The following is a 21,921-nucleotide window of genomic DNA, read 5'->3' as shown; positions in this document are numbered from 1 at the left end:
AAACACGGATAGGATTAATTGTTTGAATATTGAATTATATAAGGTGTGAATTGTTTATTTAAGAACGGGAGGAAGCAATATGATTGAATACAGAAAAGCAAGAGTAGAAGATATACAAGGGATTATTAAAGTGTGTTCAGATGGTTATAGAAATACATATCCAGGTTTGTTGCCCCAGCAATACATAGAAAGTACGATCGAGGAGTTTTACAATGAAGAAAGAGTGAGAAGTGAAATATTAAATATTAGCCAAGAGTGGAATGGTTGGTTTGTTGCAAGTGATAATGGAGAAATACTCGGTGCTGGTGGAGGTGGAGGTGGTTTCACTGGCAAAGAGACAGCAGAGTTATTTGTAATATATTTAAATCCAAATAGAAAAAGAGAAGGAATCGGTACAGAATTACTTTCTATAATTACAAATGATCAAATTGAACGTGGTGCAAAAGAACAATGGGTTTCAGTTGCAAAAGATAATGCTATGGGAATTCCATTTTATGAAGCAGTTGGATTTAAATACCAAGATGAAAGACCAGCTTATGGGCTACCTGTAAGCGAAGGTTTCACCTCTATTCGATACAAACGTGAGTTAGCAATTAGCTTAGTTGAAAGATAAGTAAAAAAGACCTCGTCCGAATTATATTTAGGTTATAGTTGTTGAAGTCAATAAAAGTAAAGGCAAGGACCTATTTGATATGTACAATATGTTTTTGCCTTTATATTATAGTTAGTTTTGAAAAAAGTTTGACAAAAGGTCTATTTGGTAGGGTAAGTACTTATGCATAAAATAACAATAATTTTTTGTACACTGTTGCTATAAATTCTCGTGAGAGTTGGAAAATAGCCGGGTTTCCAACCTGATGTGGTGATGAGGTGCGAAGCTATTATGAGTGCAGTGATATAACTAGGAGGTTTCCACTATGACAGCTTTATTTAAAGCTATGGAGTTCCAGCTGAAAACTGAACGACTTGATCTGAGTATGTGGGAGGAATCCGATTCAGTCTGGATGAGAAAATTAATTGGCGAACGTGGTGTGGATATGCCACCCCTTGACGCCGTTCGTAGCAAGCTTATCGAGATGCGTAAGAGGGCAGTCGAAAATGGTATTTCCCTTCTCACTATCCGCCGACGAGACGAAGGTGATTTCATCGGATACTGTGGCTTGATTATCGGTCGTTCCACACTGGAAGAGCCGGAGATCGCATACGAGTTGTTCCGCAGTGCTCATGGCAAAGGCTATGCGACTGAGGCAGCATCTGTTGTGCTGGACGCTGCGATTGCTACCGGGCGCCACAGACTTTGGTCGACTGTAGGCGCTTGGAATGTTGCGTCCTTCCGGGTGTTAGAAAAGATAGGATTTGAGAGGCATCACAGTACGTGGGACGAGCGCGGTGAGATTGTTTGGAACGTACGCGACCTTTAGAAATCCCGGACCTAACTCGAAACTATTGAAAAGGAGAAGAGGTCATTAGTTTGGGCGAGAATCCAGATAAAGATAAAAGAACTGATTTATAATCCAAATAGTGACAAACTATAACTGAAGCATGTCCTCGAAAGCGGAGTGCTGCCTTCGCACCGAGGCTTTGTCCTCCTCCCAAAAACAATCGAACGTTTCAAGTTATATATCTTTATTATACTGATTAAACTAAATATTTATTGTTTACTTATTTCATTCATTATGTAAATAAAAAAGGATAATTAGCCCTCATAATGGACTAACTATCCTATTATTATATGAATTTAATAAAATCGAGGTCTTTTTTGTATACGATATAATATATAAGCTATAGATTAATCATTTTTTAAACCGTATATGAACGAACTTCAACATCTTTATTAAATTTACAATCCGCATCATGATTCGTGTACTTCCATCCCAATCTTTATTTGTAGGTATATGTTTAAAGAAAGGGGAACAGCTTAATATTTTTATGTTAGAAGACCATCTTTCTATTGATTTTGGATTGTTTACATAAAAATACATCATAGCACCGTTATTACCAGATTTTTTTACAGTAGTATTCGAAAGCGTCAGTGCGAACTTTGATTCAGCATCAAAATATAACTCTCCTCCAGGAAAACGTTTTGCCATAGCGACAATTATCTCCTTCAGTTCCTCTTCTTTAAAGTAATAAAACACACCTGCTGATATAAAAAGAATCCCGTCCGTCGGATCATAGTTTATATCGTTGAACCAAGAAGTGTCAAAGAATGATTTGGCAATGCTTATATTTCGTGGTGTATCTTCAATTAATGTTTTGCGGAAAGCGATTGCATCAGGCAAATCAAGGTTATACCACTGTATTGTACCGTTATCAACTCTTGAAAAAGTAGTGTCTAGACCAGAACCGATATTTACTATAGTAGCATTCGGATTCTTTGTAATAAATTGTTTTATAGTATCATCAATTTTTCGTGCACGGGTAATGTAAGTGATACATCCGTATTCGCCAAATGTATCTGCTATTTTAGAGAAATCAAAGTCGCATTCTTTAATAATCCGAATAGCTTCCGTATCATCTAAAATATCCTTGTTTTTCTCACTACCATATGCTCGTCCCCATAGTGGAATAAGCATAGTACCTTGAACTGATTGTAAATCTATTTCTTTAACCATGAAACGTCCCCCGTTTAATAATAAAAAATATTATATATATGATTAGTCGTTATTTAGCATTTTTGATAGCATTTTATTTGTTTTATACAGTCCGTAAGTTAAATCACGTTGATCTTCTTCACTGAGTTTTTCAATATTACTAGTGAAATTATTATAAATTTGTTTCCATCTTTCATAATGTACTTTTTCAGCTTTATCTGTTAAGGAAATTAAAACAGCTCGTTTATCTACTGTATCTTGTTTTTTTACAATGTATCCGTTTTGCTCTAAATTACGAACGGTTACACTTAATTGTTGTTTAGGTATGTTTAAATAACTAGCAATCATTTTTAAATTTACAGCGACTTTTTGCTGGGCAATATACTCAACTATGTGTTGCTCTAAATGTGTAAATTCAGTGGATTTCTCTGATAATAATTTAAAAGTACCTGACATATTTAATAATAAATTCATGTATTCGTTTAATAATTCGTTTTGGGGCATTGTTTTCGCTTCCTTTATGTATTTAGTAATTATTTTATTACTATTTTAATGATTAATCAAATCGTTTAATTGATTATAGTAAACAAATATTTACTATGTTATTATTTTTGGAACTATACAAACAGAAGTAGAAGAGTATAAGAGGTGTTTTTGGGGTAGGAGAATATGATAGAAAATAAAATATTACTAAATACATATAACTAATGCATGTAATGTCTTTTTCAGTTATTATGCTATAAATAATTTTATGGTAAAATCTTTAACATAATTAAATAAAGGGGTAGTATTCTATGGGTTATTTCTCAAATAGTTTATTAGTTTTGTTTGTTCTTATCGTCTGTAGCTGTATGATTTTTGGTTGATAATATAATGATAGATTTATATAAAAGAAGTTAACTTAGGTGAGGTTAACTTCTTTTTATTTTATGTTGAGAAGGAATTATATTTTTCTTATTGAAGTTTGTTTAAGTTAATTTCATATTAACGGTAATTTTATGAAATACAAACAAACGAGAGAGTAAGGAGTATTCACATGAATAATAGTATAAATTACACAATTGAACATCCAACGGATTTCAATGGATTATTAGCCTTATATGAATCTTTAGGATGGAATTCTCTTAAATTAACGGTTAATGAATTGGAACAAATGTGTAAACAAAGTTGGCATGTAATTTATGTTTTTGATGATAAGAAGTTAGTAGGGATGGGGCGTGTTATATCAGATGGAGTAATAACAGGCATTATTTGTGGAGTAGGTGTATTGCCAAAGTATCAGTCTAGTGGCATTGGGAAAGAAATAGTGAAACGATTAATACAGCATTGTGAACACAATAAGGTTATTCCACAACTTATGTGTGTAGAAAATTTGCAATCTTACTATGAATCTATTGGGTTTGAGGCATTCTCAATTGGGATGAAAAAACATATTATAAGATAGCGTGGCTTTATATTTTCGGTGTACTTGTACATATGTTCAAACTTTATCATAAAGGAGCATAAAGTTATGAAGATTGCTAAAGGGGTAGAGATGTTACATCTTGAATTTCAAGAGTATATTATTCACCCAATTCTTTTATGGGATGATGAAATGGCAGTTTTAATAGATACTGGATTTCCTGGAAAAATTGAAGATATACGAGTAGAAATGGGTAAGGTTGGAGTATCGTTTGATAAACTAAAAGCCGTGATTTTGACGCATCAAGATATAGATCATATAGGTAGTCTTCCTGAACTATTACAAAACTGTGGAAGTAATATAAAAGTCTATGCTCACGAGCTAGATAAGCCATATATTGAAGGGGATTTACCTTTATTGAAAGATGGAAATGTAGAGAATCCACCAAAAGGAAAAGTGGATGATACTTTGGTTGACGGCCAAGAACTTCCATATTGCGGTGGTATTCTTATTATTCATACCCCAGGGCACACTCCTGGTCATATTAGTTTATATTTGAGACAAAGTAAAACTCTTATCGCTGGGGATTCAATGTATAGCGTAAACGGAATTTTAGGGGGAATTCATGCCCCAACTACTTTGGATATAAAAGAAGCGCAAAATTCTTTGAAGAAGTATTTAAATCTAGAAATTGATTATGTAGTTTGTTACCATGGTGGATTAAGTAAGGGGAATATAAATGCACAAATTCAAGAGCTATAGATAAGAATTTTTTGTTAATCGGTGCTAAAGTATAATTTAATTGCTAGTATATAAATAAAACCCTTAAATTAATAAAGAGCATGTTTGAAGGAATTTCAAATGTGCTCTTTATTAAATATAATCAATTTAATTTTGATGACTTAATCCATTCCAATAAAACGAAACGATTTCTTTTGCTAATTCATCTATATTTGCAAGAGTAGGGTTGTGATTCTCATCTTTAAAATTCCCGATTGATAATAAAGCGACGAAAGCATGGGCAGCAAATTTAGGATTTCCTTTAGGAATTTCTCCAAGGAGAATTGCGTTATCTAGCGCTTTTTCCAACACTTCATACATGTTATCCTCGGCATTTTTTAATTCCTTTAATTGCTCTTCAGATAAAGAAAGTTTTGCATCTTTCATAAAATTATTCATATCAATATCCATCGTTGCGTGTAAGTATACTGTAGCAAAGTTCAATAATCTTTCTTCCAAGGTTTTATTCGTAGAGAGTATTTGATCCATATTTTCTCTTATTCGTACCATCATTTGAATCATAGTAGCGGTAAATAGATCAGCTTTTGTTGAATAGTAATAGTAGACAGTTGCTTTTGTAACTCCACATTCTTTCGCGACCTCATCCATTGAAACAACTTGATAATTTTGAGTGAGAAATAACCTAGTTGCAACTTCTAAAATGATTTCTTTTGTAGATTTTGTATTTTTATTTTGACGAGGCCTTCCAAGAGGACGTTGTTTTTGATCCAAATACATTCGCTCCTGACATTTATTATTGAGATAATTATAACATAATTAATTAATCATTCTTGATTAATTAACCGACCAGTATATATAATTAATATTGGAGGAAAAAAGGAAGGTGGGGTTTTATGAAAAAGCACCCGTTACATATGTTAGGGGGGCTTGTAGCAGGGAAGAATACGCAATGGATAACTTTATCGGTATGGATTCTTATTACATTAGTACTTTCATTTACGTTACCACAAGTAAACAGTACGAAAGAACCGAATCCGAAAAATTTACCTGAAGCAGCTATGTCACAGCAAGCTGAAGCACTTATGAAAAAAGAATTTCCTAATAATGCAGGAAACCCGTTGTTAGTTGTATGGCATCGGGATGGTGGATTAGAGTCAAAAGACTACAAATTAATACAGGACGTTTATAAAGAGTTAAAAACGGACCCTTTAAAAGAACAATCATTGTTACCACCATTTGATACAATTCCAGAGCAAGTATTATCAAAAAGTGCATCAAAAGATGGTACATCATTTGTCACACCAATATTTTTTAATAAATCTGCTGGAACGGATATATTAAAAGGTAATTTAGAAGAGTTACGAAAAATAGTGAATAGTAAAGTGGATGAAGATCCGTTCAAACAAAAAATTACCGACTCTGGTTTACATGTTCGATTATCTGGACCTGTAGGTATTCAAACGGATGCGGTAAGTTTATTTAGTCAAGCTGATGTGAAATTATTAGTTGCTACTGTACTACTAGTATTGGTTTTATTAATTTTACTGTACCGTTCACCAATTTTAGCAATTTTACCTTTACTCGTTGTTGGTTTTGCATACGGAATTATCAGTCCGACACTGGGCTTTTTAGCAGACAATGGATGGATTAAAGTAGATGCACAGGCTATCTCGATTATGACTGTCTTACTGTTTGGAGCAGGAACGGACTATTGTTTATTTCTTATTTCAAGATATAAAGAGTACTTGCTAGAAGAAGAAAGTAAGTATAAAGCATTGCAACTTGCGATAAAAGCATCAGGTGGAGCAATTATAATGAGTGCACTTACTGTAGTACTAGGGTTAGGAACGTTATTACTTGCTCATTATGGAGCATTTCATCGATTCGCAGTTCCATTTAGTATGGCTGTTTTCATTATGGGAATCGCTGCTTTAACGATTCTTCCAGCATTATTATTAATTTTCGGTAGAGTTGCATTTTTCCCGTTCATACCGAGAACAGCTGAAATGAATGAAGAGTTTGCAAGAAAGAAAAAGAAAGTAGTAAAAGTAAAAAATACTAAAGGGTTCTTTAGTAAAAAACTTGGGGATATTGTTGTACGTAAACCGTGGACAATTATTATGCTAACCGTATTTTTATTAGGAGGCTTGGCTTCATTTGTACCGCGTATTCAATACACGTACGACTTATTAGAATCATTCCCGAAAGATATGCCATCACGCGAAGGATTTACATTAATTACGGATCATTTTTCAGCAGGAGAATTAGCACCAGTAAAGATTGTAGTTGATTCAAAGGGAAAAGATTTACCTATTAAACAAGAAATAGAGAAATTATCTTTTGTTAATAAAGTGAAAGAGCCAATGAAGGGAAAAGAAAATAATCAATTGCAAATGTATGAAGTTTCTTTAGCAGAAAATCCTTACTCAATTGAAGCGTTAGATCAAATCCCTAAATTGAAAAATAGTGTAGAAAAGGTATTAAAAGCTGAAGGAATTAGTAAAGCTGAGAATCATTTATGGATTGGCGGAGAAACAACTTCCTTATATGATACAAAGCAAATTACTGAACGGGATGAAGCGGTTATTATTCCGGTTATGATTAGTATCATCGCTTTACTTTTACTCGTGTATTTACGTTCAATCGTTGCGATGATTTACTTAATTGTAACTGTCGTTTTATCTTTCTTCTCTGCATTAGGAGCAGGCTGGATTTTACTGCATTTCGGTATGGGAGCTCCCGCGATACAAGGTGCGATACCGTTATATGCATTCGTATTTTTAGTTGCCTTAGGGGAAGATTATAATATCTTCATGGTTTCAGAAATATGGAAAAATAGAAAGAAACAAAATCATGTAGATGCAGTAAAAAATGGTGTTATACAAACAGGAAGTGTAATTACATCAGCTGGTTTAATTTTAGCAGGAACTTTTGCAGTGTTAGGTACATTGCCAATTCAAGTTTTAGTTCAATTCGGTATTGTGACAGCAATCGGTGTATTGCTAGATACATTTATTGTAAGACCACTGCTTGTACCTGCGATTACAGTCGTTTTAGGACGCTTTGCTTTTTGGCCAGGGAAACTTTCTAAAAAGAGAGAGGAAGTAAAAAAATTGGATATATAATAGAGAAGAGCCAAGGATATTTTCCTTGGCTCTTTTCTATGTAGTTCATTAATTTTTTGAAGTCAAATCATCAGTTACAACGTGATCAGCATCTTCAATGGTTGTTTCGGGCATTCCATATAAGCCGTTCATTGCTTGTTCTTCGATATTAAGATTTGCAGTATTATTATTTTGAATAGATGTAGTGTTTTCGATAACATTTTCTTTTTTATTTATATTTTTGTCATTCATGTTTGAATCCTCCAAACGTCATTTGATTTATCCCGCATTAACGGGCAGTAAGACCTCCACCTCAAAATTCGGCGAAAACAAAGAAGTTAGGTGGGGGACCAACTGCCCCCCACTGATTAAAGTTTCACTTTATTAATAGTATGTGGATGGATTTCCAGAAATATGTGAACAAATTTCTGCAGATGTTATATAGTTAAATAAAAAGCTTAGTATTAAATTTAAACTGTAAGGAGTGAACAAGTGTGGTGAAAACAAGAAAGTTAGCCTTCTAAAATAAAAATAAAATTTTAGGAGGCTATTAAAATGAAGTTTCATGTAATTGACAGAGAAAATTGGAATAGAGAGCAGTATTTTGAACATTATTTAAAATTAAAGTGTTCGTTTAGTATGACAGCGAATGTTGATATTACGATGATGCTAGAGGAAATACATCAAAAGGAAATTAAATTTTATCCGACTTTTATTTATGTAATTTCTAGAGTGATAAATAAACATACAGAATTTCGAACATGTTTTAATGATGAAGGAGTTTTAGGGTATTGGGAGGAAATGATACCTAGTTATACAATCTTTCATAAAGATAATAAATCTTTTTCAAGTATATGGACGGATTATTCTAGCGATTTCCACATTTTCTATAAAAACTATGAAGAGGATATGAGATGTTATGCTAATGTTCATGGTTTCTTCACGAAAGAAAATATTCCGCCAAATATTTTTCCGATTTCTGGTATACCTTGGACTAGTTTTACAGGATTTAATTTAAATATTAATAATGATGGTGATTCTTTATTACCAATTATTACTTGTGGGAAATATTTCAATGATGGAAGCAGGGTTATGCTACCTGTTTCATTGCAAGTACATCATGCGGTTTGTGATGGATATCATGCGAGTCGATTTATAGAAGATTTACAGGAGCTAGCTAATACTTGTAACCTTAAGTAATATCTAAGTATTAATTATATAAAATTGAAAATGAATAAGCGTTAAAATAAAAAGAAGAGAACATATGTATATTACATGTTCTCTTCTTTTTATTCATTCATACTAAGTAACAGTGGAAAATATGGGTTGATTTGTAGTTTAATAGTAAAGAGAGTGATTAGTTTTAAATTTCTTTATTTTATAATTATTTAAGGGTTCAAATGTTTTAATAGGGGGAAGGTAAAGTGAAATTCATACGTATTGAAAAAGATGAAATCCTAATTAATAATATGGCAAAATTGTATTGTAAAGCATTTGAGAAAACAAATTTTACTGAAATGATTGAGAGAATGAAAAGACATATAGAATATGCAGATTTTAAAGATATAGTAGCAATAAATGATGAAGATGAGGTAGTTGGTTTTACTTATGGTTATCGCTCATTAGAAGGGCAGTACTATAATCAATTAATGAGAGAAGCGTTAAATCTAGAACAAGCAGACGAATGGTTACAAGATTGTTTTGAATTTGTAGAGTTAGCAGTTCACCCACAATATCGAAATGAAGGCCTTGGAATGAAATTACATAATGAATTATTAGAAGGGATTTCAAATAGAACGAGTATTTTAACAACACAAATAAACAATGAAAAAGCGCGTTCTTTATATAAAAGATTGGATTGGGTGGATGTATTAGAGCCATTTCACCCAAGTAAAAGTGATGCCCCATATGTAATAATGGGAAAAATATTAAAGACAAAAGTAAATTAATAACTATATCGTTCACAAAAGTTATCGGTTTATAACAATGAAGGGGAAAACAAAAATGACAATAATATCTATAGAAAAAGCTACAATTTTAGATGCTGAAAAGTTAACAGAAATAATGAAAAGAACATTTGATGAAGAAGCAAAGCGATGGTTATACGGCCAAGGTGATGTAATTGATTATAACATACAACCGCCAGGATATTCTTCAGTTGAAATGATGAAATATTTAATTGAAGAATTGGATACTTACAAAGTGATAATGGATGAAAAAGTAATCGGGGGAATTATAGTTACGATCTCTGGTAAATCGTACGGAAGAATCGATCGTATTTTTGTAGAGCCTTTTCTTCAAGGAAAAGGAATTGGATCGCGGGTTATTAAGTTAATAGAAGAAAAATTTCCGAACATAAGGATTTGGGATCTTGAAACATCTAGTAGACAAATTAATAATCATCATTTTTATAAAAAAATGGGCTATGAAATAATTTTTAAATCGGAAGATGAGTATTGCTATGTAAAAAGAAAAAATGTAGATGCAGTTGGAGAGAACCTAATTAAAAATAAAGATATGAAAAATGGTCAATACGAAAACTGTAATTTGGTTAATACAGAATATTATCAAGTAAATTTAAAAAATAGTGCATTTGTTGGTAGTAATATAATGCATATGAATATGAGTAATTGTAATGTAAGTCAATCAAAGTTTAGAAATATAAATTTTAGAAGGTCCTCATATGCAGATTTAAATATTTCTGGCAGTAAATTTAATTTTGTGACTTTAGGTGGAGTTCAATTTAGACATACAAGCCTTGGAGAGGATAAAGACCCTATTTCATTTGATAGATGTGATTTGGAAAGTACTACAATACGTAGTAGTAATCTGAAAAATATTGAAATAGAAAATTGTGATATTACTGGTATGAAAATAAATGGTATTTCAGTAGAAGAACTGCTTAAGTTGTATAATCGGGTGAAAAATTAAATAAAAAATCACTTAGCATATTCTAAGTGATTTTTTCATTTTGAACGAGAGGGGAATATAAGAGATGATGTTCAAAAAGTGAATATTATATCGAAATAATTATATAAAAATAACACAAAGAAATAAGGGTTGGCAGGAATCTAATATGGGATATTAGAATATTAATATTTGAATGGAGGGGAAAAAGATGGAGATTAACGTTAGAGCAGTAGAAACACAAGATGCTAGAGCAATTCATCGTATATGTATACAGGATGAGGTTTTACCATATATGGTTTTCCTACCTAGTATGCGTGTAGATGCAATGGAGAATAGAATTCGAAACTTAGCACCAAATCAATTTGAATTTGTTGCAGAGTATGACGGGGAAGTAGTAGGTTTTATTGGCTTAACACAAAGTCCGGGACGAAGATCTCATTCAGGCGATTTATTTATTGGGGTAGACAGTGAATATCATAATAAAGGTATTGGCAAAGCACTTCTTACAAAAATGCTTGATTTAGCTGATAATTGGTTAATGTTAGAGAGAGTGGAGCTTGGTGTATTAGAAACGAATCCTAGAGCCAAAGTATTATATGAAAAATTTGGATTTATCGAAGAGGGTGTAAAGGTTGGGAATTTGAAGGCTCATGGGAAATTTGTTAACGAAATCATGATGAGTCGTTTTAGACCAAATGGTTTGATTGTACATAATAAATAGAGGTGTAAATTGAACAGAAATATCGATTTGTTTTGAAAAAAGTATGGCAAAAGGATGCCATGCTTTTTTTAGTTTATTAAAAATAAAGAGCAATTTTTATTTAAAGGATGTTTTAACGGGTGGAGCATTAAGAATCATCTTGATCCGGAAAGCATATGACTTAATAGAATCTATTTCTATGTGCCAGGGGAATGAACAAAATGGACATAAACATCGTATTAAAGGTGTAGATTGATCAGCGCCAGGCAACAAATGAAAAGTATGAGATAGGGAAATGCATATGTGAAAATTTCAAAAACCTTGAAAAAAAGATTGTATAAGTATATTTAAATTTTATTTATTTTCATACATAGTATAATTGAGCATTCAAGGAACAAAGAGTGATTGTAATGTCGACAGACCAACCTATTCCTGGACATTTTATTATGGACCCACAGCGAGCTATGCTGTTGCCACCGGAATTGAAAGCAGCTCCATCTGAATCATTAACAGAACAATTATTTATTGAACGATCTATAACTGAAAATAGATTTTGGTTACGTATTATGAAAGAGCATGCTTTGTTTCTTGGTGAGGGGTTTAATCGTAACGATAAAAACTTAATTCAGCAAGTAGAACAGTTTTATAATCAGTTTGATAGGCAGCTGCAAAAAGCATTTACTATTCCTCAAACTGTTCAAGCGGAAGGCAATTAAATGAAGAGAGCATTCAGTTAGTGTATGCTTTTCGTAATTATAAAAGAAACTTACTAATTTTAATCATCAATTGTAAAGTGAAAGGGTTTAATTTTCCACTTTTAGTGGATCATGTTGCACGAGAAGCGGAATATTTTATGCGGACACTTCAAAAGTTTAATGAAGGCAAGATGGATCCTATTTAAGATGCGATTATTAGCGAGAATGTTTTCTGGTTACGAATTATGATGGAACACTCACGTTTTATTGCTTCATTACTGGATCAATCGGAGAGAAATCTTGTTCATACAGCGTTGAAATTTGGAGATGATTTTGAAATTCTTCTTAATCAAGCTAGAGATGTTGAATCGATGTTATATCAAAAAGAACCGACATATCCGATTATAGGAAAAATGAATAAAGATAGTGAAAATGCTACTGTTGAGTTAAGGAATTTCAAAAAAGCAGGATTAGAGTTAATTCAAACATGCCAAATTCGAAATGTCATAAATCCATTGCTTGCTGATCATGTTACAAGAGAGGCAGAGCATTTCCTCTTTATGATTCATGTATTGGAGCAAAGGCTAAAGCAAAAGCAAGTGGAACAATCTCCGCAATAATAAATAAACAAGAAAAGCATGGCAAACTAATGTCATGCTTTTCTTGTTTATCCCGCTATTTGTGGGCAGTAAAACTCCCACTGATTAAAGTTTCACTTTATAAATTGTGATTTGGTTGTTTCGGTTGTAATAAAAATATTGCTAATCCAATGAAAATAAGTAGAATTCCTAGTCCTTGCTGTAAAGAAATTGTTTCATCTAAAATGAAATAGGCTAAAATACATGTTCCAATTGTCTCTCCTAAAATACTCATCGAGATAACAGTAGCGCTCATCCATTTTAATAACCAATTAAAAATTGTTTGTCCTAAAATCGTTGCAATGAATGCAAGACCTATAAAGGACCACCATGTTTGTGCAGTGTAATTGAAGAAAGATGACTGCTGTGTGTAAGCAAATATACCGAGAAAGAGTGAACTACTGCCATAACTAATTACCGAGTACGGTATTAGGGATAGGTCTTTACGAACATGTTGACTAATGAAAAAGTAAGCTGTTATGACGCCAGCAGCAATAAAAGCTAAAATATCGCCGTATAAAGCCTCACCACTAATTTGAAAATCTTGCCACCCAATCACGATACTTCCTGAAATTGCAATAAGGCAGCCTATAATTGCACCTTTCGTAAACCGTTCCTTAAATAAAAAATAACCACCGACCATTGAAAATAAAGGTTGCAACGTTACGATAACTGTAGAACTTGCTACAGAAGTATACTGTAATGATTCAAACCATAGTACATAATGAGCTGCTAGAAATAATCCAGATAAGAGTCCAAATCCCCATTGTTTTTTTGATAATGAGCAAAGTTCGCTTCGATTGTTTGTATTAAATATTAGAAACGGTAAAAGAATTACCGTAGCAAACAATAATCGATAAAAAGCAGTGATTGCTGCAGGGGCATCGGCTATTTTTACGAAGATAGCTGAAGTAGATAAGGCGAACACGCCAAAAAATAAGATGAAATATGAAAGAATAGGTGATTTCAAAGTTTGTCCCTCCGATTGGTTGTTTATTATAATGAACTGTATATAATATAATGTACAAAAGTTAGTATATAAGCCTAAGCTGAAATAAGGAAGGATTAATTGCCACTGTTTAGTATGTCAGCACAAAAGGGACAAAAGATGTATTATGATGGACGAAAGGAAGTTGTAACAATGATTCATTATCGGCTAGGTCAAACTGTTTTAAGTTATCGTAAGAAAAATAATATGACAATTCGTGAATTTGCTGATTATGCAGGAATCAGTACTTCACTTATTAGTCAAATTGAAAGAGGACATGCCAATCCTTCTTTAAATGTATTGGAATTAATAGCGAAAGCATTAAATGTACCGCTGTTTACTCTTTTTATTAATGATATTGATACAGACTCACTTATTTCTAAGAAGAAAGATCGGAAAAAAGTATATCGAGAAAATAATGATCATATTGTTTATGATGTGTTAACACCAGATTTTATGAAAGCTCGCATTGAAATGTTAATGATGGATTTAAACGGATATGCAAATACAACAGAAAGTCACTATTCCCACGAAGATAAGGAAGAAATTGCAGTTGTAATGAAAGGGGAAGTGTATGTGGAATTGGAAGGGAATGAATATTTTTTAGAAGAAGGAGATGTTGTGCGTATTCCACCGAACGTGAAACATAGATTTTTGAATAAGAGTGATGAAATGAATCACATCTTATTTGTATTAACACCTTCGTTAAGCTAAGGAAGTAGCTTAACGATACATACTAAGTGGTAACATAATAGAAAGTATCAATTACATAAAGATTCGTGTGTATAATAAAACAACTATCTATAAATACATACACATTTGATTTTCACTTTGTATGTTTAAGAAGATGAGAGACTTGACAAAAAATTAAGATAGTTCCATGACTATCAAACCAAATAATTCAGATAAACAAAGAGTGGAAATTTTTAAGGCTTTGGCAGGAGTAAAACGAGAAATTGTTCGTTATTTATTTCATAATCAAAACAAACACAATTGTGGAAGATTGAGACTGCATTAGGGATGAATAAGTATCATCTCAAAATATTATTAGAAGCAAATTTAATTCTTGTTGAGCGACAGGGGAAATTTTAATTTATAACTATAAAGGAGGAAACTTTTCAAGAGTTTTCACCTGGCTTTTTGCCGACTTTGTAGATGCCAAAAAACCATTTTTATTGGGGTTTAGAGGGGATAAGAGAGATGGAAAATATAAGTGTATTAAAAGATGGGCTTTCAATTATATCTCAATGTAAAAAAGAAACAAATGATATTTGGCATGCACATTTCGGAGCAGCTGCCATTGCTAGTTATTTTTTTACGAAAAACAATAACATTGATGAAAAAACTGTCTGTAACATTTATTCTCAAACGAAAATGATGCTCCATAAGCAAAGGTTAGGCGAAACAATTGATAATAAACAAGGTGTCGATTATCAAAGTGCTGAAGAAACGATAATTAAATCTTTGGAACAAACGATTGATGAACTCCATTGGGTTGGTCATAATGTAATTTACGCTTCTTTAAGTTTACTAGCCATTAAGGAGTTAAGTCATTGGGGGAGTGAGCAAGATATTAATAATATAGCAAACCTTATATTATCGTTTCAAAGAACAATTCCCGGTAGATCTTGGATTGGTTTTACAACTAAAGAAGTAAAGCAACTAATTATAAATAATGAGGAGATTCAAAGCGAAATTAAAAACCCGAAGCAATTATCTGAATTTATTTTAAATGAATTATCTGAATTTAATGTTATATATAAGGCAGAATCACATCACGATTTAATTGGTCATATGCTTACCTTCTCACATGCGATTAATATATTATATGACTTAGGGCATATAGAATTATTTCAACGAGGAATAAAACCGCTATTAAAGCTAGTTTATGTACTTAGAAAAAGTCGCAATTTAATGCCGAATGCCCAAATAATATTGAATTCTTCTGTAGATCGTTTACCTCTTACAAAAGCAAAACAAGTTGATACACTTCCGCTAGATAATGCATTCTGGCTTAAAGACTACAGCGAATTTAATTGGGATTTTGGACACATATTTAAATTTTCATATAGTTATTTTGATCACTTAACAAGGGTTCCAGAATATAAAGATAAAACATTTGAAAAATTCTGTTGTATTATTAATGAGTAAAAGTGTCTAACTTTAAATTAATAGTAAATGGTACACATTCATAAACTAATATATTTATAAAAAATGGTAGAAAATTATAATGACCTGTAATAATAGGCTTAGTTTAAGTCTCTTTTTTTGTTAGTAGTATATTGTTTTTTCAAATATGTAAGATTTTACATTAGCATGAGACTTTTACTTATTATGTAAGTAGGCTATACTAAAATACATATATTTTGAAATTGGAGCGAATAAAGACGACATGGAATTAGTGAAGTTAGAAAAAATAATTGAATTGAAAAAAGAAGAATTATTGAATCTAGTCTCAAATTATGGACTTCAACATGAAAAAGTAATAGCACTCAGCCAAGAAATTGACAAATTAATAAACTGGTTTATGTTTTTAAAATAGAAAGAACTATGACGTGAGTTGAATATGTTATAGTTCTTTTTTATTCATATATATTGTCTAATTTCTTACAGAATGCGCAAGCTGCTAGTCGACTATGATAATTTTTGGTTATAATAATAAAGGAATTATTAATTGTATCGGTTAGGGGCGCAGCAAATATGAAAACAGTCGTTGTCATCGGTGGAGGTATTACTGGACTTTCTACTATGTTTTATTTAGAAAAATTAAAGAAGGATTATAATATAGATTTAAATTTAATCCTTATTGAGAAAGAAGAGTATTTAGGTGGTAAAATCCACAGTGTGGAAGAAAATGATTTTATTATGGAATCTGGAGCAGATTCTATTGTAGCTCGTAATGAACATGTTTTGCCGCTTGTAAAAGATTTAAATTTAGAAAATGAAATGGTATATAACGAAACAGGTATTTCTTACATATACTCTGATAACATATTACATCCAATTCCTGCTGACACTATATTTGGGATTCCTATGAGTGTTGAATCATTATTTAGCAGTACGCTAGTCTCAAAAAAAGGGAAAATCGTTGCTTTAAAAGATTTTATTACGAAAAATAAGGAGTTTACAAAGGATACATCACTTGCTCTATTTTTAGAAAGCTTTTTAGGGAAAGAGTTAGTGGAAAGACAAATTGCACCTGTGCTTTCAGGTATATATTCTGGTAAATTGAATGAGCTTACAATGGCATCTACGTTACCATATTTACTTGAGTATAAAAATAAATATGGAAGTATTATTAAAGGTTTTGAAGAGAATAAAAAACAATTTCAGTCAGCAGGAAATAAAAAGTTTGTATCATTTAAAAGTGGACTATCTACGATTATTAATCGCTTAGAAGAAGTGCTGACGGAGACTGTCATTAATAAAGGTGCTGTAACAACAGTGATAAGTAAAAAAGGGGATCGGTATGAGGTTTCTTTTGCAAATCATGAGACAATACAAGCTGATTATGTCGTTTTAGCAGCTCCACATGATATCGCACAAACGTTATTACAGTCTAATGAGTTAAATGAGCATTTTAATAAATTTAAAAATTCATCGCTTATAAGTATTTACTTAGGTTTTGACATACTAGATGAACAACTACCGGCTGACGGCACAGGTTTTATCGTAACGGAAAACAGTGATTTACATTGTGATGCTTGCACATGGACAAGCAGGAAGTGGAAACATACATCTGGTAAACACAAGCTATTAGTAAGAATGTTTTATAAGAGCACTAATCCAGTATATGAAACGATCAAAAGTTATAGTGAAGAAGAATTAGTACGAGTTGCTTTATATGATATTGAAAAGAGCCTCGGAATTAAAGGTGAACCGGAAGTAATTGAAGTTACAAATTGGAAAGATTTAATGCCGAAATATCATTTAGAACATAATCAAGCTGTTCAATCATTACAGGAAAAATTGGCCGTGCTTTATCCTAATGTATACTTAGCTGGTGCTTCATATTACGGTGTAGGAATTGGTGCTTGTATTGGAAACGGAAAGAATACTGCCAATGAAATAATTACGACATTGAATGAACAGTCAAAATAATAATATTGAATACATATGTAAATGAAATGTCCCTCCAACATAATGGAGGGACATTTCATTTGTAATTATTTAGCATTAATTACAATCTTTTTATGATTGGCTTTATTCTCTTTAATAGTTAATGTTATTTTTCCAGATTCTTCAAAGGAATACGGTGAGAGCCGATAAAGTTCTTTAATACTATGTTTTTCTTTTAATTTATTTGTAGGAATTAATGTTATATTAGGCTTCCATGTTTCCTGTTTGCCTGAAGGGTAGTCTACTATTATTTCTGGATTATTTAATTGTATTGTTTCCCAAGAGACAAAATACAGTTCAACTTCTGCATTTTTTTTTAGTAATTCTTCTGAGAAATAACCAAACTCACCAACATTACCAAAAACAGTGAAATTTTGATTTTGCAATTTAATATCTAAATATCTAGGTTGATATGTTGCTGCGTGATACATTCCGTATGAAAGAGAGAGTGTGGCAGCGATTAATATACCAACTGAAAATGTCTTAAAGCTATTTCCTTTAAAACTTGTCATCATAAATGAGTTTGGTGTGAATTTTTTTGCGAATAAAAAAATGAGTAAAATGAGCAAGAGGGATAAGCCAATGAAAATATATATAAAGTTTAAGCACCTCCGTAAGAAATATTTACTGTTTTTCTATATTTTAACATGAGAAGGTATAAATTAGGGTTGGTTTTTAGAGGGGAATTAATAAATACAACGAAGTTATATATTATTAATAGGATAAACATCGCTAGAAATATTTGATTTGTGGGACATTAAGGACTTTCCTAATTATAAATACTTTTTCTGCTATAATAAATGAGTAGAGAGAAAGGAGTGATCCTATGGTATTTCCTATGTTAGAAACAGAACGCTTGCGCTTAGTTGAAATAGAACAATCTTATTGTCAAAAAATATATGAAATATTCTCATTAGATGAGGTAACGTGTTATTACGGTATGAATTCTTTTACTGAGTTTGGACAAGCTTCACGTATGATTGAATCTTTTTCAAAAAATTACTTTGAGAAAAAGGCAATGCGTTGGGGGATTGTATTAAAAGACACAAATAATTTAGTAGGAACAATTGGATTAAATAATTTACAACTTTGGAGTAAACGCTCAGAAATTGGATATGATTTGCATCCTCGTTATTGGGGGAATGGTTATGCTTCTGAAGCTGCTCGAGAAATTATTACTTATGGATTTCGAGATTTAGGCTTATTTAGAATTGGAGCTATTACATATCCTGAAAATATAACTTCGTGTAATATGTTATCTAAATTAGGTTTTCAACAAGAAGGGCTGTTACGTGGATACATTCATCAAGGAAATAAACAACACGATGCATTAATGTATTCTATTGTACGAACAGATGTAGAGGATATTCATTATTAATAAAAAAGCCCCTCTTATTTAAAATAAGAGGGGCTTGTAAAAATCAACCTATTTTAGGTAATAAACGTTCTCCGCTTTTCATACTACTTTTACATAAAGGGCATTTAGGCTCTTCTTCAAATGAAAAGTTCTTTCTCATCCATCCTAAACAATCCTCTGATTCACATTCCCAAACAGGGGTTTGTTCTGGTGGTACTTCTGCTACATCGTTCTTTCGATTGCGATACATGTAACCACTCCTTTTATGTAAAAATTTTTAGTTATATATTAAAAAGGTTGTTAACCGAGCTGGTAACAACCTTTTTATTGATTGAATTATAGCTTTACAACGTTTTTAGCTTGAGGTCCACGGTTACCGTCTTCAACTTCGAAGCTAACTTCTTGACCTTCGTCAAGAGATTTGAAGCCGTCGCCAGTGATAGCTGAGAAGTGAACGAATACGTCGCTACCGTCTGCAACTTCGATGAAACCGAAACCTTTTTCGCTGTTAAACCATTTTACTTTACCTGTTAATGTCATGGTAATGCCTCCTAAAATTTAAAAAGATTACAATATGATCGGCCTTATTCGATTGGAAATAAAAGTTCACATATTATCAAAAATCCATAAGGAGTACAAAACATTCCTGATTGATACTTGATAATATGCAAAGAAAATATAGTGCTAAATTGACCTTAATTACTATCTTACAACAAATGGTGGGAAATAGCAAGTGTTGGGAAAATCAAGAAAAAATAGGGGGTTTTATAGCAAAAGGCACAAAGACATCTCTTTTATTTATATATTATGCCTAATTTGGATTTATGCTAAACTGAGAACATTTTAATTAATAAGTATGTATAAGGGAAAGGATATATATATTTAAGTACAGTTGTGATTTATTTGTTTAGGAGGAGAGAATATTGCGAAATACTCAATTTAAAATAATCGAAGCTGCGAAAGAAGGAAGAAGAAAAGTTCATCCTATTTTAGCTGTAATACTAGCTATTGTATTTTTAACTTTAGGTGAATTTTTTATGTTATTTATGCTGTTTTTACCGAAAGCGGATACATCATTTGCAAAGGCAATTTATAATAATATTGAGATGATATTAACGTTTGGTGGGGCTATATTTTTTATTTTTTTATGGATTAGGTTTGTAGAGAAAAGGTCATTTTCATCCATTGGTTTTTGGAAAGTGCAATGGATGAGAAAGTATTTGAGAGGTGCGTTAATAGGATTTGTCTTCATTTCAATACCAGTAATTGTACTTGTATTAACAGGAATTGTAAAACTACAAATGCAACAAATTACGGCAACCGCCATATTTGGTATTGTAGGATCTTTAATTGCTTTTTTAATACAAGGTGCAACGGAAGAAATTATTGTACGAGGCTGGTTGTTTCCAGTTATTTCTGCTAGAAGTCGTATATGGGTTGGGATTATAGTGACGTCCTTTTTATTTGGTTTTCTTCATTTACTTAATCCAGGTATTACAATTCTTTCAATATCGAATATAATATTAGTTGGTGTATTTGCAGCATTTTACGTTTTAAAAGACAGTAGTCTTTGGGGGATATGCGCGTGGCATTCCATTTGGAATTGGGCGCAATATAACGTCTATGGTTTTGCAGTTAGTGGCATGACGATATATTCAACGCCACTATTTAAACCTGTAACAAATGGGTCAGAAGTGCTTTATGGAGGCTCATTTGGTATTGAAGGTAGTATCATTACAACAATAATGCTTTCTATCGCTTCAATTGTTTTATGGAGACAGTTATGGGGGAAAAATGCGAAGCAAAGAGATTTAAGTTAATGAAAGTGGGAGAAACTATGGGGATTATAGCATTTGAGGGAGCAAGTGCTGTTGGTAAGAGCAGTACGTGTCGTGAGTTAGAAAAAAATTACGGTGCATTTATTATACCTGAAGTTAATCTATTATTTGAAAGACCCAAAAATGAACATAGAACATGGTATTTTGAAAAACAAGTAGAGCGCTGGAAAATAGCAATACAGAAGTCTCAGCAATATGAATTAGTAATACTCGATGGGGATATATATCAGCCACTTAGTTATAATTGGTGTTTTCGTTTTGATATATTTAATCAGCCGTTATCTTTAATAGAAAACTTTTATAAAGAAAAGATGATAAATAGAGAAATTGGTTTTCCAGATCAATATTTTTATTTATATACAAGTGATGAAGAGCTTAGAAAACGGAAAGAGTCTGATGGGACGAAAAAAAGAAGAAAATTTGAAAAACATTTACATATATCTAAAGCATTTCAGCGTTATTATGAAAATTTAAATAACGTCACAGACGGGTACTGTAAATTGATTGAAGCAAAAAGTATAAAGTCGAATGAATTAGAAATTGTGAAAAGTTTAAACAGCTTAAAAGTATGTGAAGAAAGACGTTTTGATGTTTCGAGGTTAGATGCTATTACGGAGTGGTTAAAAGAAAATCGTGCATAAAGTAAAAACAACGAGTGTTTTAGAAGGCGCTCGTTGTTTTTTTGTTTCCATATAAATATAAAGGAAAATTTTGTAGAATATCTTTATTTTTTAACAGAATAATCTTTCAATTTCACGAAAAAAGAAATACAATATAAGGAAATATATATAAATAATATGATAGGGGATGGGATGAACTATTTTGAATGAAGGAA

General features: G+C 32.0%; 24 protein-coding genes and 1 pseudogene. 17 read left to right on the top strand and 8 right to left on the bottom strand.

Annotated features, from left to right (window positions below; all coding sequences use genetic code 11):
• The first annotated feature begins 79 nt into the window (after positions 1 to 79).
• Positions 80 to 613 carry a GNAT family N-acetyltransferase gene (locus ABH960_RS03415; RefSeq protein WP_404442787.1) on the top strand — a complete coding sequence of 178 codons (534 nt, stop codon included), beginning with the start codon at positions 80 to 82 and terminating at the stop codon, positions 611 to 613.
• A gap of 304 nt (positions 614 to 917) precedes the next feature.
• Positions 918 to 1,421 (top strand): GNAT family N-acetyltransferase, encoded by a 504-nt coding sequence (locus ABH960_RS03410; RefSeq protein ID WP_404442784.1) that lies wholly within the window; start codon positions 918 to 920, stop codon positions 1,419 to 1,421.
• Between the two features lie 372 nt (positions 1,422 to 1,793).
• Here ABH960_RS03410 and ABH960_RS03405 read toward each other — a convergent pair whose 3' ends face one another.
• Positions 1,794 to 2,615 carry a class I SAM-dependent methyltransferase gene (locus tag ABH960_RS03405; RefSeq protein ID WP_404442781.1) on the bottom strand — a complete coding sequence of 274 codons (822 nt, stop codon included), beginning with the start codon at positions 2,613 to 2,615 and terminating at the stop codon, positions 1,794 to 1,796.
• A gap of 42 nt (positions 2,616 to 2,657) precedes the next feature.
• Positions 2,658 to 3,098 carry a MarR family winged helix-turn-helix transcriptional regulator gene (locus ABH960_RS03400; RefSeq protein ID WP_404442778.1) on the bottom strand — a complete coding sequence of 147 codons (441 nt, stop codon included), beginning with the start codon at positions 3,096 to 3,098 and terminating at the stop codon, positions 2,658 to 2,660.
• A gap of 532 nt (positions 3,099 to 3,630) precedes the next feature.
• Here ABH960_RS03400 and ABH960_RS03395 point away from each other — a divergent pair.
• Both ABH960_RS03395 and ABH960_RS03390 read left to right on the top strand, forming a co-directional pair.
• Positions 3,631 to 4,038 (top strand): GNAT family N-acetyltransferase, encoded by a 408-nt coding sequence (locus ABH960_RS03395; RefSeq protein ID WP_199661262.1) that lies wholly within the window; start codon positions 3,631 to 3,633, stop codon positions 4,036 to 4,038.
• Between the two features lie 66 nt (positions 4,039 to 4,104).
• A complete protein-coding gene (locus ABH960_RS03390) occupies positions 4,105 to 4,758 on the top strand; it encodes an MBL fold metallo-hydrolase (RefSeq protein WP_404442774.1) in 654 nt (217 codons plus the stop codon).
• 126 nt (positions 4,759 to 4,884) lie between these two features.
• Here ABH960_RS03390 and ABH960_RS03385 read toward each other — a convergent pair whose 3' ends face one another.
• Complete coding sequence (locus tag ABH960_RS03385) at positions 4,885 to 5,508, bottom strand: TetR/AcrR family transcriptional regulator (RefSeq protein ID WP_002085667.1); 624 nt, start codon at positions 5,506 to 5,508, stop codon at positions 4,885 to 4,887.
• A gap of 122 nt (positions 5,509 to 5,630) precedes the next feature.
• Here ABH960_RS03385 and ABH960_RS03380 point away from each other — a divergent pair, with 122 nt between their 5' ends.
• On the top strand, positions 5,631 to 7,862 hold the full coding sequence (locus ABH960_RS03380; protein WP_404442770.1) for an MMPL family transporter: 2,232 nt from the start codon (positions 5,631 to 5,633) through the stop codon (positions 7,860 to 7,862).
• A gap of 48 nt (positions 7,863 to 7,910) precedes the next feature.
• Here ABH960_RS03380 and ABH960_RS03375 read toward each other — a convergent pair whose 3' ends face one another.
• Positions 7,911 to 8,093, bottom strand: a complete 183-nt coding sequence (locus tag ABH960_RS03375; RefSeq protein WP_404442767.1) for a DUF4021 domain-containing protein — start codon at positions 8,091 to 8,093, stop codon at positions 7,911 to 7,913.
• A gap of 303 nt (positions 8,094 to 8,396) precedes the next feature.
• On the opposite strand from ABH960_RS03375, the gene catA reads away from it, so the two are divergent.
• The 5 genes and pseudogenes from catA to ABH960_RS03350 all read left to right on the top strand — a co-directional run bounded on the left by catA (position 8,397) and on the right by ABH960_RS03350 (position 12,766).
• Positions 8,397 to 9,041 (top strand): type A chloramphenicol O-acetyltransferase, encoded by a 645-nt coding sequence (gene catA, locus ABH960_RS03370; RefSeq protein ID WP_012260922.1) that lies wholly within the window; start codon positions 8,397 to 8,399, stop codon positions 9,039 to 9,041.
• Positions 9,042 to 9,265: 224 nt separating this feature from the next.
• The gene (locus ABH960_RS03365) at positions 9,266 to 9,790 is read left to right on the top strand and encodes a GNAT family N-acetyltransferase (protein ID WP_404442764.1); all 525 of its coding nucleotides are present in this window, start codon (positions 9,266 to 9,268) and stop codon (positions 9,788 to 9,790) included.
• A gap of 37 nt (positions 9,791 to 9,827) precedes the next feature.
• A complete protein-coding gene (locus ABH960_RS03360) occupies positions 9,828 to 10,772 on the top strand; it encodes a GNAT family N-acetyltransferase (protein ID WP_193339765.1) in 945 nt (314 codons plus the stop codon).
• A 187-nt stretch (positions 10,773 to 10,959) separates the two neighbouring features.
• Complete coding sequence (locus tag ABH960_RS03355) at positions 10,960 to 11,472, top strand: GNAT family N-acetyltransferase (protein WP_404442760.1); 513 nt, start codon at positions 10,960 to 10,962, stop codon at positions 11,470 to 11,472.
• 389 nt (positions 11,473 to 11,861) lie between these two features.
• Positions 11,862 to 12,766 (top strand): annotated as a pseudogene (locus tag ABH960_RS03350) (DUF2935 domain-containing protein).
• 97 nt (positions 12,767 to 12,863) lie between these two features.
• Here the strand turns inward: ABH960_RS03350 and ABH960_RS03345 are convergent.
• The gene (locus ABH960_RS03345) at positions 12,864 to 13,754 is read right to left on the bottom strand and encodes a DMT family transporter (protein ID WP_404442757.1); all 891 of its coding nucleotides are present in this window, start codon (positions 13,752 to 13,754) and stop codon (positions 12,864 to 12,866) included.
• A 114-nt stretch (positions 13,755 to 13,868) separates the two neighbouring features.
• Between ABH960_RS03345 and ABH960_RS03340 the strand changes: the two genes are divergently transcribed.
• From ABH960_RS03340 to ABH960_RS03325, 4 genes are all read left to right on the top strand, one after another.
• On the top strand, positions 13,869 to 14,486 hold the full coding sequence (locus ABH960_RS03340; protein WP_002031957.1) for a helix-turn-helix domain-containing protein: 618 nt from the start codon (positions 13,869 to 13,871) through the stop codon (positions 14,484 to 14,486).
• Positions 14,487 to 14,972: 486 nt separating this feature from the next.
• Positions 14,973 to 15,923 carry a hypothetical protein gene (locus tag ABH960_RS03335; protein ID WP_404442754.1) on the top strand — a complete coding sequence of 317 codons (951 nt, stop codon included), beginning with the start codon at positions 14,973 to 14,975 and terminating at the stop codon, positions 15,921 to 15,923.
• Positions 15,924 to 16,164: 241 nt separating this feature from the next.
• Positions 16,165 to 16,314, top strand: coding sequence for an aspartyl-phosphate phosphatase Spo0E family protein (locus ABH960_RS03330; protein WP_002012842.1), 150 nt, complete (start codon positions 16,165 to 16,167; stop codon positions 16,312 to 16,314).
• Between the two features lie 158 nt (positions 16,315 to 16,472).
• Positions 16,473 to 17,873: a protoporphyrinogen oxidase gene (locus ABH960_RS03325; RefSeq protein WP_404442751.1), complete on the top strand. Its 1,401-nt coding sequence runs from the start codon at positions 16,473 to 16,475 to the stop codon at positions 17,871 to 17,873.
• 65 nt (positions 17,874 to 17,938) lie between these two features.
• Here the strand turns inward: ABH960_RS03325 and ABH960_RS03320 are convergent, their stop codons facing one another.
• The gene (locus ABH960_RS03320) at positions 17,939 to 18,487 is read right to left on the bottom strand and encodes a hypothetical protein (protein WP_404443319.1); all 549 of its coding nucleotides are present in this window, start codon (positions 18,485 to 18,487) and stop codon (positions 17,939 to 17,941) included.
• A gap of 230 nt (positions 18,488 to 18,717) precedes the next feature.
• Between ABH960_RS03320 and ABH960_RS03315 the strand changes: the two genes are divergently transcribed.
• Positions 18,718 to 19,269 carry a GNAT family N-acetyltransferase gene (locus tag ABH960_RS03315; RefSeq protein WP_002031946.1) on the top strand — a complete coding sequence of 184 codons (552 nt, stop codon included), beginning with the start codon at positions 18,718 to 18,720 and terminating at the stop codon, positions 19,267 to 19,269.
• Positions 19,270 to 19,312: 43 nt separating this feature from the next.
• Here ABH960_RS03315 and ABH960_RS03310 read toward each other — a convergent pair whose 3' ends face one another.
• Positions 19,313 to 19,498 (bottom strand): cold-shock protein, encoded by a 186-nt coding sequence (locus ABH960_RS03310; protein WP_000286202.1) that lies wholly within the window; start codon positions 19,496 to 19,498, stop codon positions 19,313 to 19,315.
• A gap of 86 nt (positions 19,499 to 19,584) precedes the next feature.
• Complete coding sequence (gene cspD / locus ABH960_RS03305) at positions 19,585 to 19,788, bottom strand: cold-shock protein CspD (protein ID WP_002012849.1); 204 nt, start codon at positions 19,786 to 19,788, stop codon at positions 19,585 to 19,587.
• A 383-nt stretch (positions 19,789 to 20,171) separates the two neighbouring features.
• Here cspD and ABH960_RS03300 point away from each other — a divergent pair, with 383 nt between their 5' ends.
• Both ABH960_RS03300 and ABH960_RS03295 read left to right on the top strand, forming a co-directional pair.
• On the top strand, positions 20,172 to 21,068 hold the full coding sequence (locus ABH960_RS03300) for a CPBP family intramembrane glutamic endopeptidase (RefSeq protein WP_404442746.1): 897 nt from the start codon (positions 20,172 to 20,174) through the stop codon (positions 21,066 to 21,068).
• The gene (locus ABH960_RS03295; protein ID WP_404442743.1) at positions 21,068 to 21,727 is read left to right on the top strand and encodes a nucleoside/nucleotide kinase family protein; all 660 of its coding nucleotides are present in this window, start codon (positions 21,068 to 21,070) and stop codon (positions 21,725 to 21,727) included. Before ABH960_RS03300 ends, ABH960_RS03295 begins: the two co-directional genes overlap by 1 nt.
• The last annotated feature ends 194 nt before the right edge of the window (positions 21,728 to 21,921 follow it).

It is taken from the genome of Bacillus sp. RC252 (assembly GCF_044909215.1).
GTDB classification, from domain to species: Bacteria; Bacillota; Bacilli; order Bacillales; family Bacillaceae_G; genus Bacillus_A; species Bacillus_A mycoides.
This window is presented reverse-complemented; position numbering and strand designations above follow the sequence as displayed.

Excerpts from the sequence above, each read along its gene's own strand:
- ABH960_RS03315 (WP_002031946.1), top strand. The coding sequence starts at position 18,718 with ATGGTATTTCCTATGTTAGAAACAGAACGCTTGCGCTTAGTTGAAATA.
- ABH960_RS03415 (WP_404442787.1), top strand. The coding sequence starts at position 80 with ATGATTGAATACAGAAAAGCAAGAGTAGAAGATATACAAGGGATTATT.
- ABH960_RS03390 (WP_404442774.1), top strand. The coding sequence starts at position 4,105 with ATGAAGATTGCTAAAGGGGTAGAGATGTTACATCTTGAATTTCAAGAG.
- ABH960_RS03405 (WP_404442781.1), bottom strand. The coding sequence starts at position 2,615 with ATGGTTAAAGAAATAGATTTACAATCAGTTCAAGGTACTATGCTTATT.
- ABH960_RS03395 (WP_199661262.1), top strand. The coding sequence starts at position 3,631 with ATGAATAATAGTATAAATTACACAATTGAACATCCAACGGATTTCAAT.
- ABH960_RS03295 (WP_404442743.1), top strand. The coding sequence starts at position 21,068 with ATGAAAGTGGGAGAAACTATGGGGATTATAGCATTTGAGGGAGCAAGT.
- ABH960_RS03380 (WP_404442770.1), top strand. The coding sequence starts at position 5,631 with ATGAAAAAGCACCCGTTACATATGTTAGGGGGGCTTGTAGCAGGGAAG.
- ABH960_RS03400 (WP_404442778.1), bottom strand. The coding sequence starts at position 3,098 with ATGCCCCAAAACGAATTATTAAACGAATACATGAATTTATTATTAAAT.
- ABH960_RS03355 (WP_404442760.1), top strand. The coding sequence starts at position 10,960 with ATGGAGATTAACGTTAGAGCAGTAGAAACACAAGATGCTAGAGCAATT.
- ABH960_RS03330 (WP_002012842.1), top strand. The coding sequence starts at position 16,165 with ATGGAATTAGTGAAGTTAGAAAAAATAATTGAATTGAAAAAAGAAGAA.
- ABH960_RS03340 (WP_002031957.1), top strand. The coding sequence starts at position 13,869 with ATGTCAGCACAAAAGGGACAAAAGATGTATTATGATGGACGAAAGGAA.
- cspD (WP_002012849.1), bottom strand. The coding sequence starts at position 19,788 with ATGACATTAACAGGTAAAGTAAAATGGTTTAACAGCGAAAAAGGTTTC.
- ABH960_RS03360 (WP_193339765.1), top strand. The coding sequence starts at position 9,828 with ATGAAGGGGAAAACAAAAATGACAATAATATCTATAGAAAAAGCTACA.
- ABH960_RS03375 (WP_404442767.1), bottom strand. The coding sequence starts at position 8,093 with ATGAATGACAAAAATATAAATAAAAAAGAAAATGTTATCGAAAACACT.
- ABH960_RS03325 (WP_404442751.1), top strand. The coding sequence starts at position 16,473 with ATGAAAACAGTCGTTGTCATCGGTGGAGGTATTACTGGACTTTCTACT.
- ABH960_RS03310 (WP_000286202.1), bottom strand. The coding sequence starts at position 19,498 with ATGTATCGCAATCGAAAGAACGATGTAGCAGAAGTACCACCAGAACAA.
- catA (WP_012260922.1), top strand. The coding sequence starts at position 8,397 with ATGAAGTTTCATGTAATTGACAGAGAAAATTGGAATAGAGAGCAGTAT.
- ABH960_RS03335 (WP_404442754.1), top strand. The coding sequence starts at position 14,973 with ATGGAAAATATAAGTGTATTAAAAGATGGGCTTTCAATTATATCTCAA.
- ABH960_RS03410 (WP_404442784.1), top strand. The coding sequence starts at position 918 with ATGACAGCTTTATTTAAAGCTATGGAGTTCCAGCTGAAAACTGAACGA.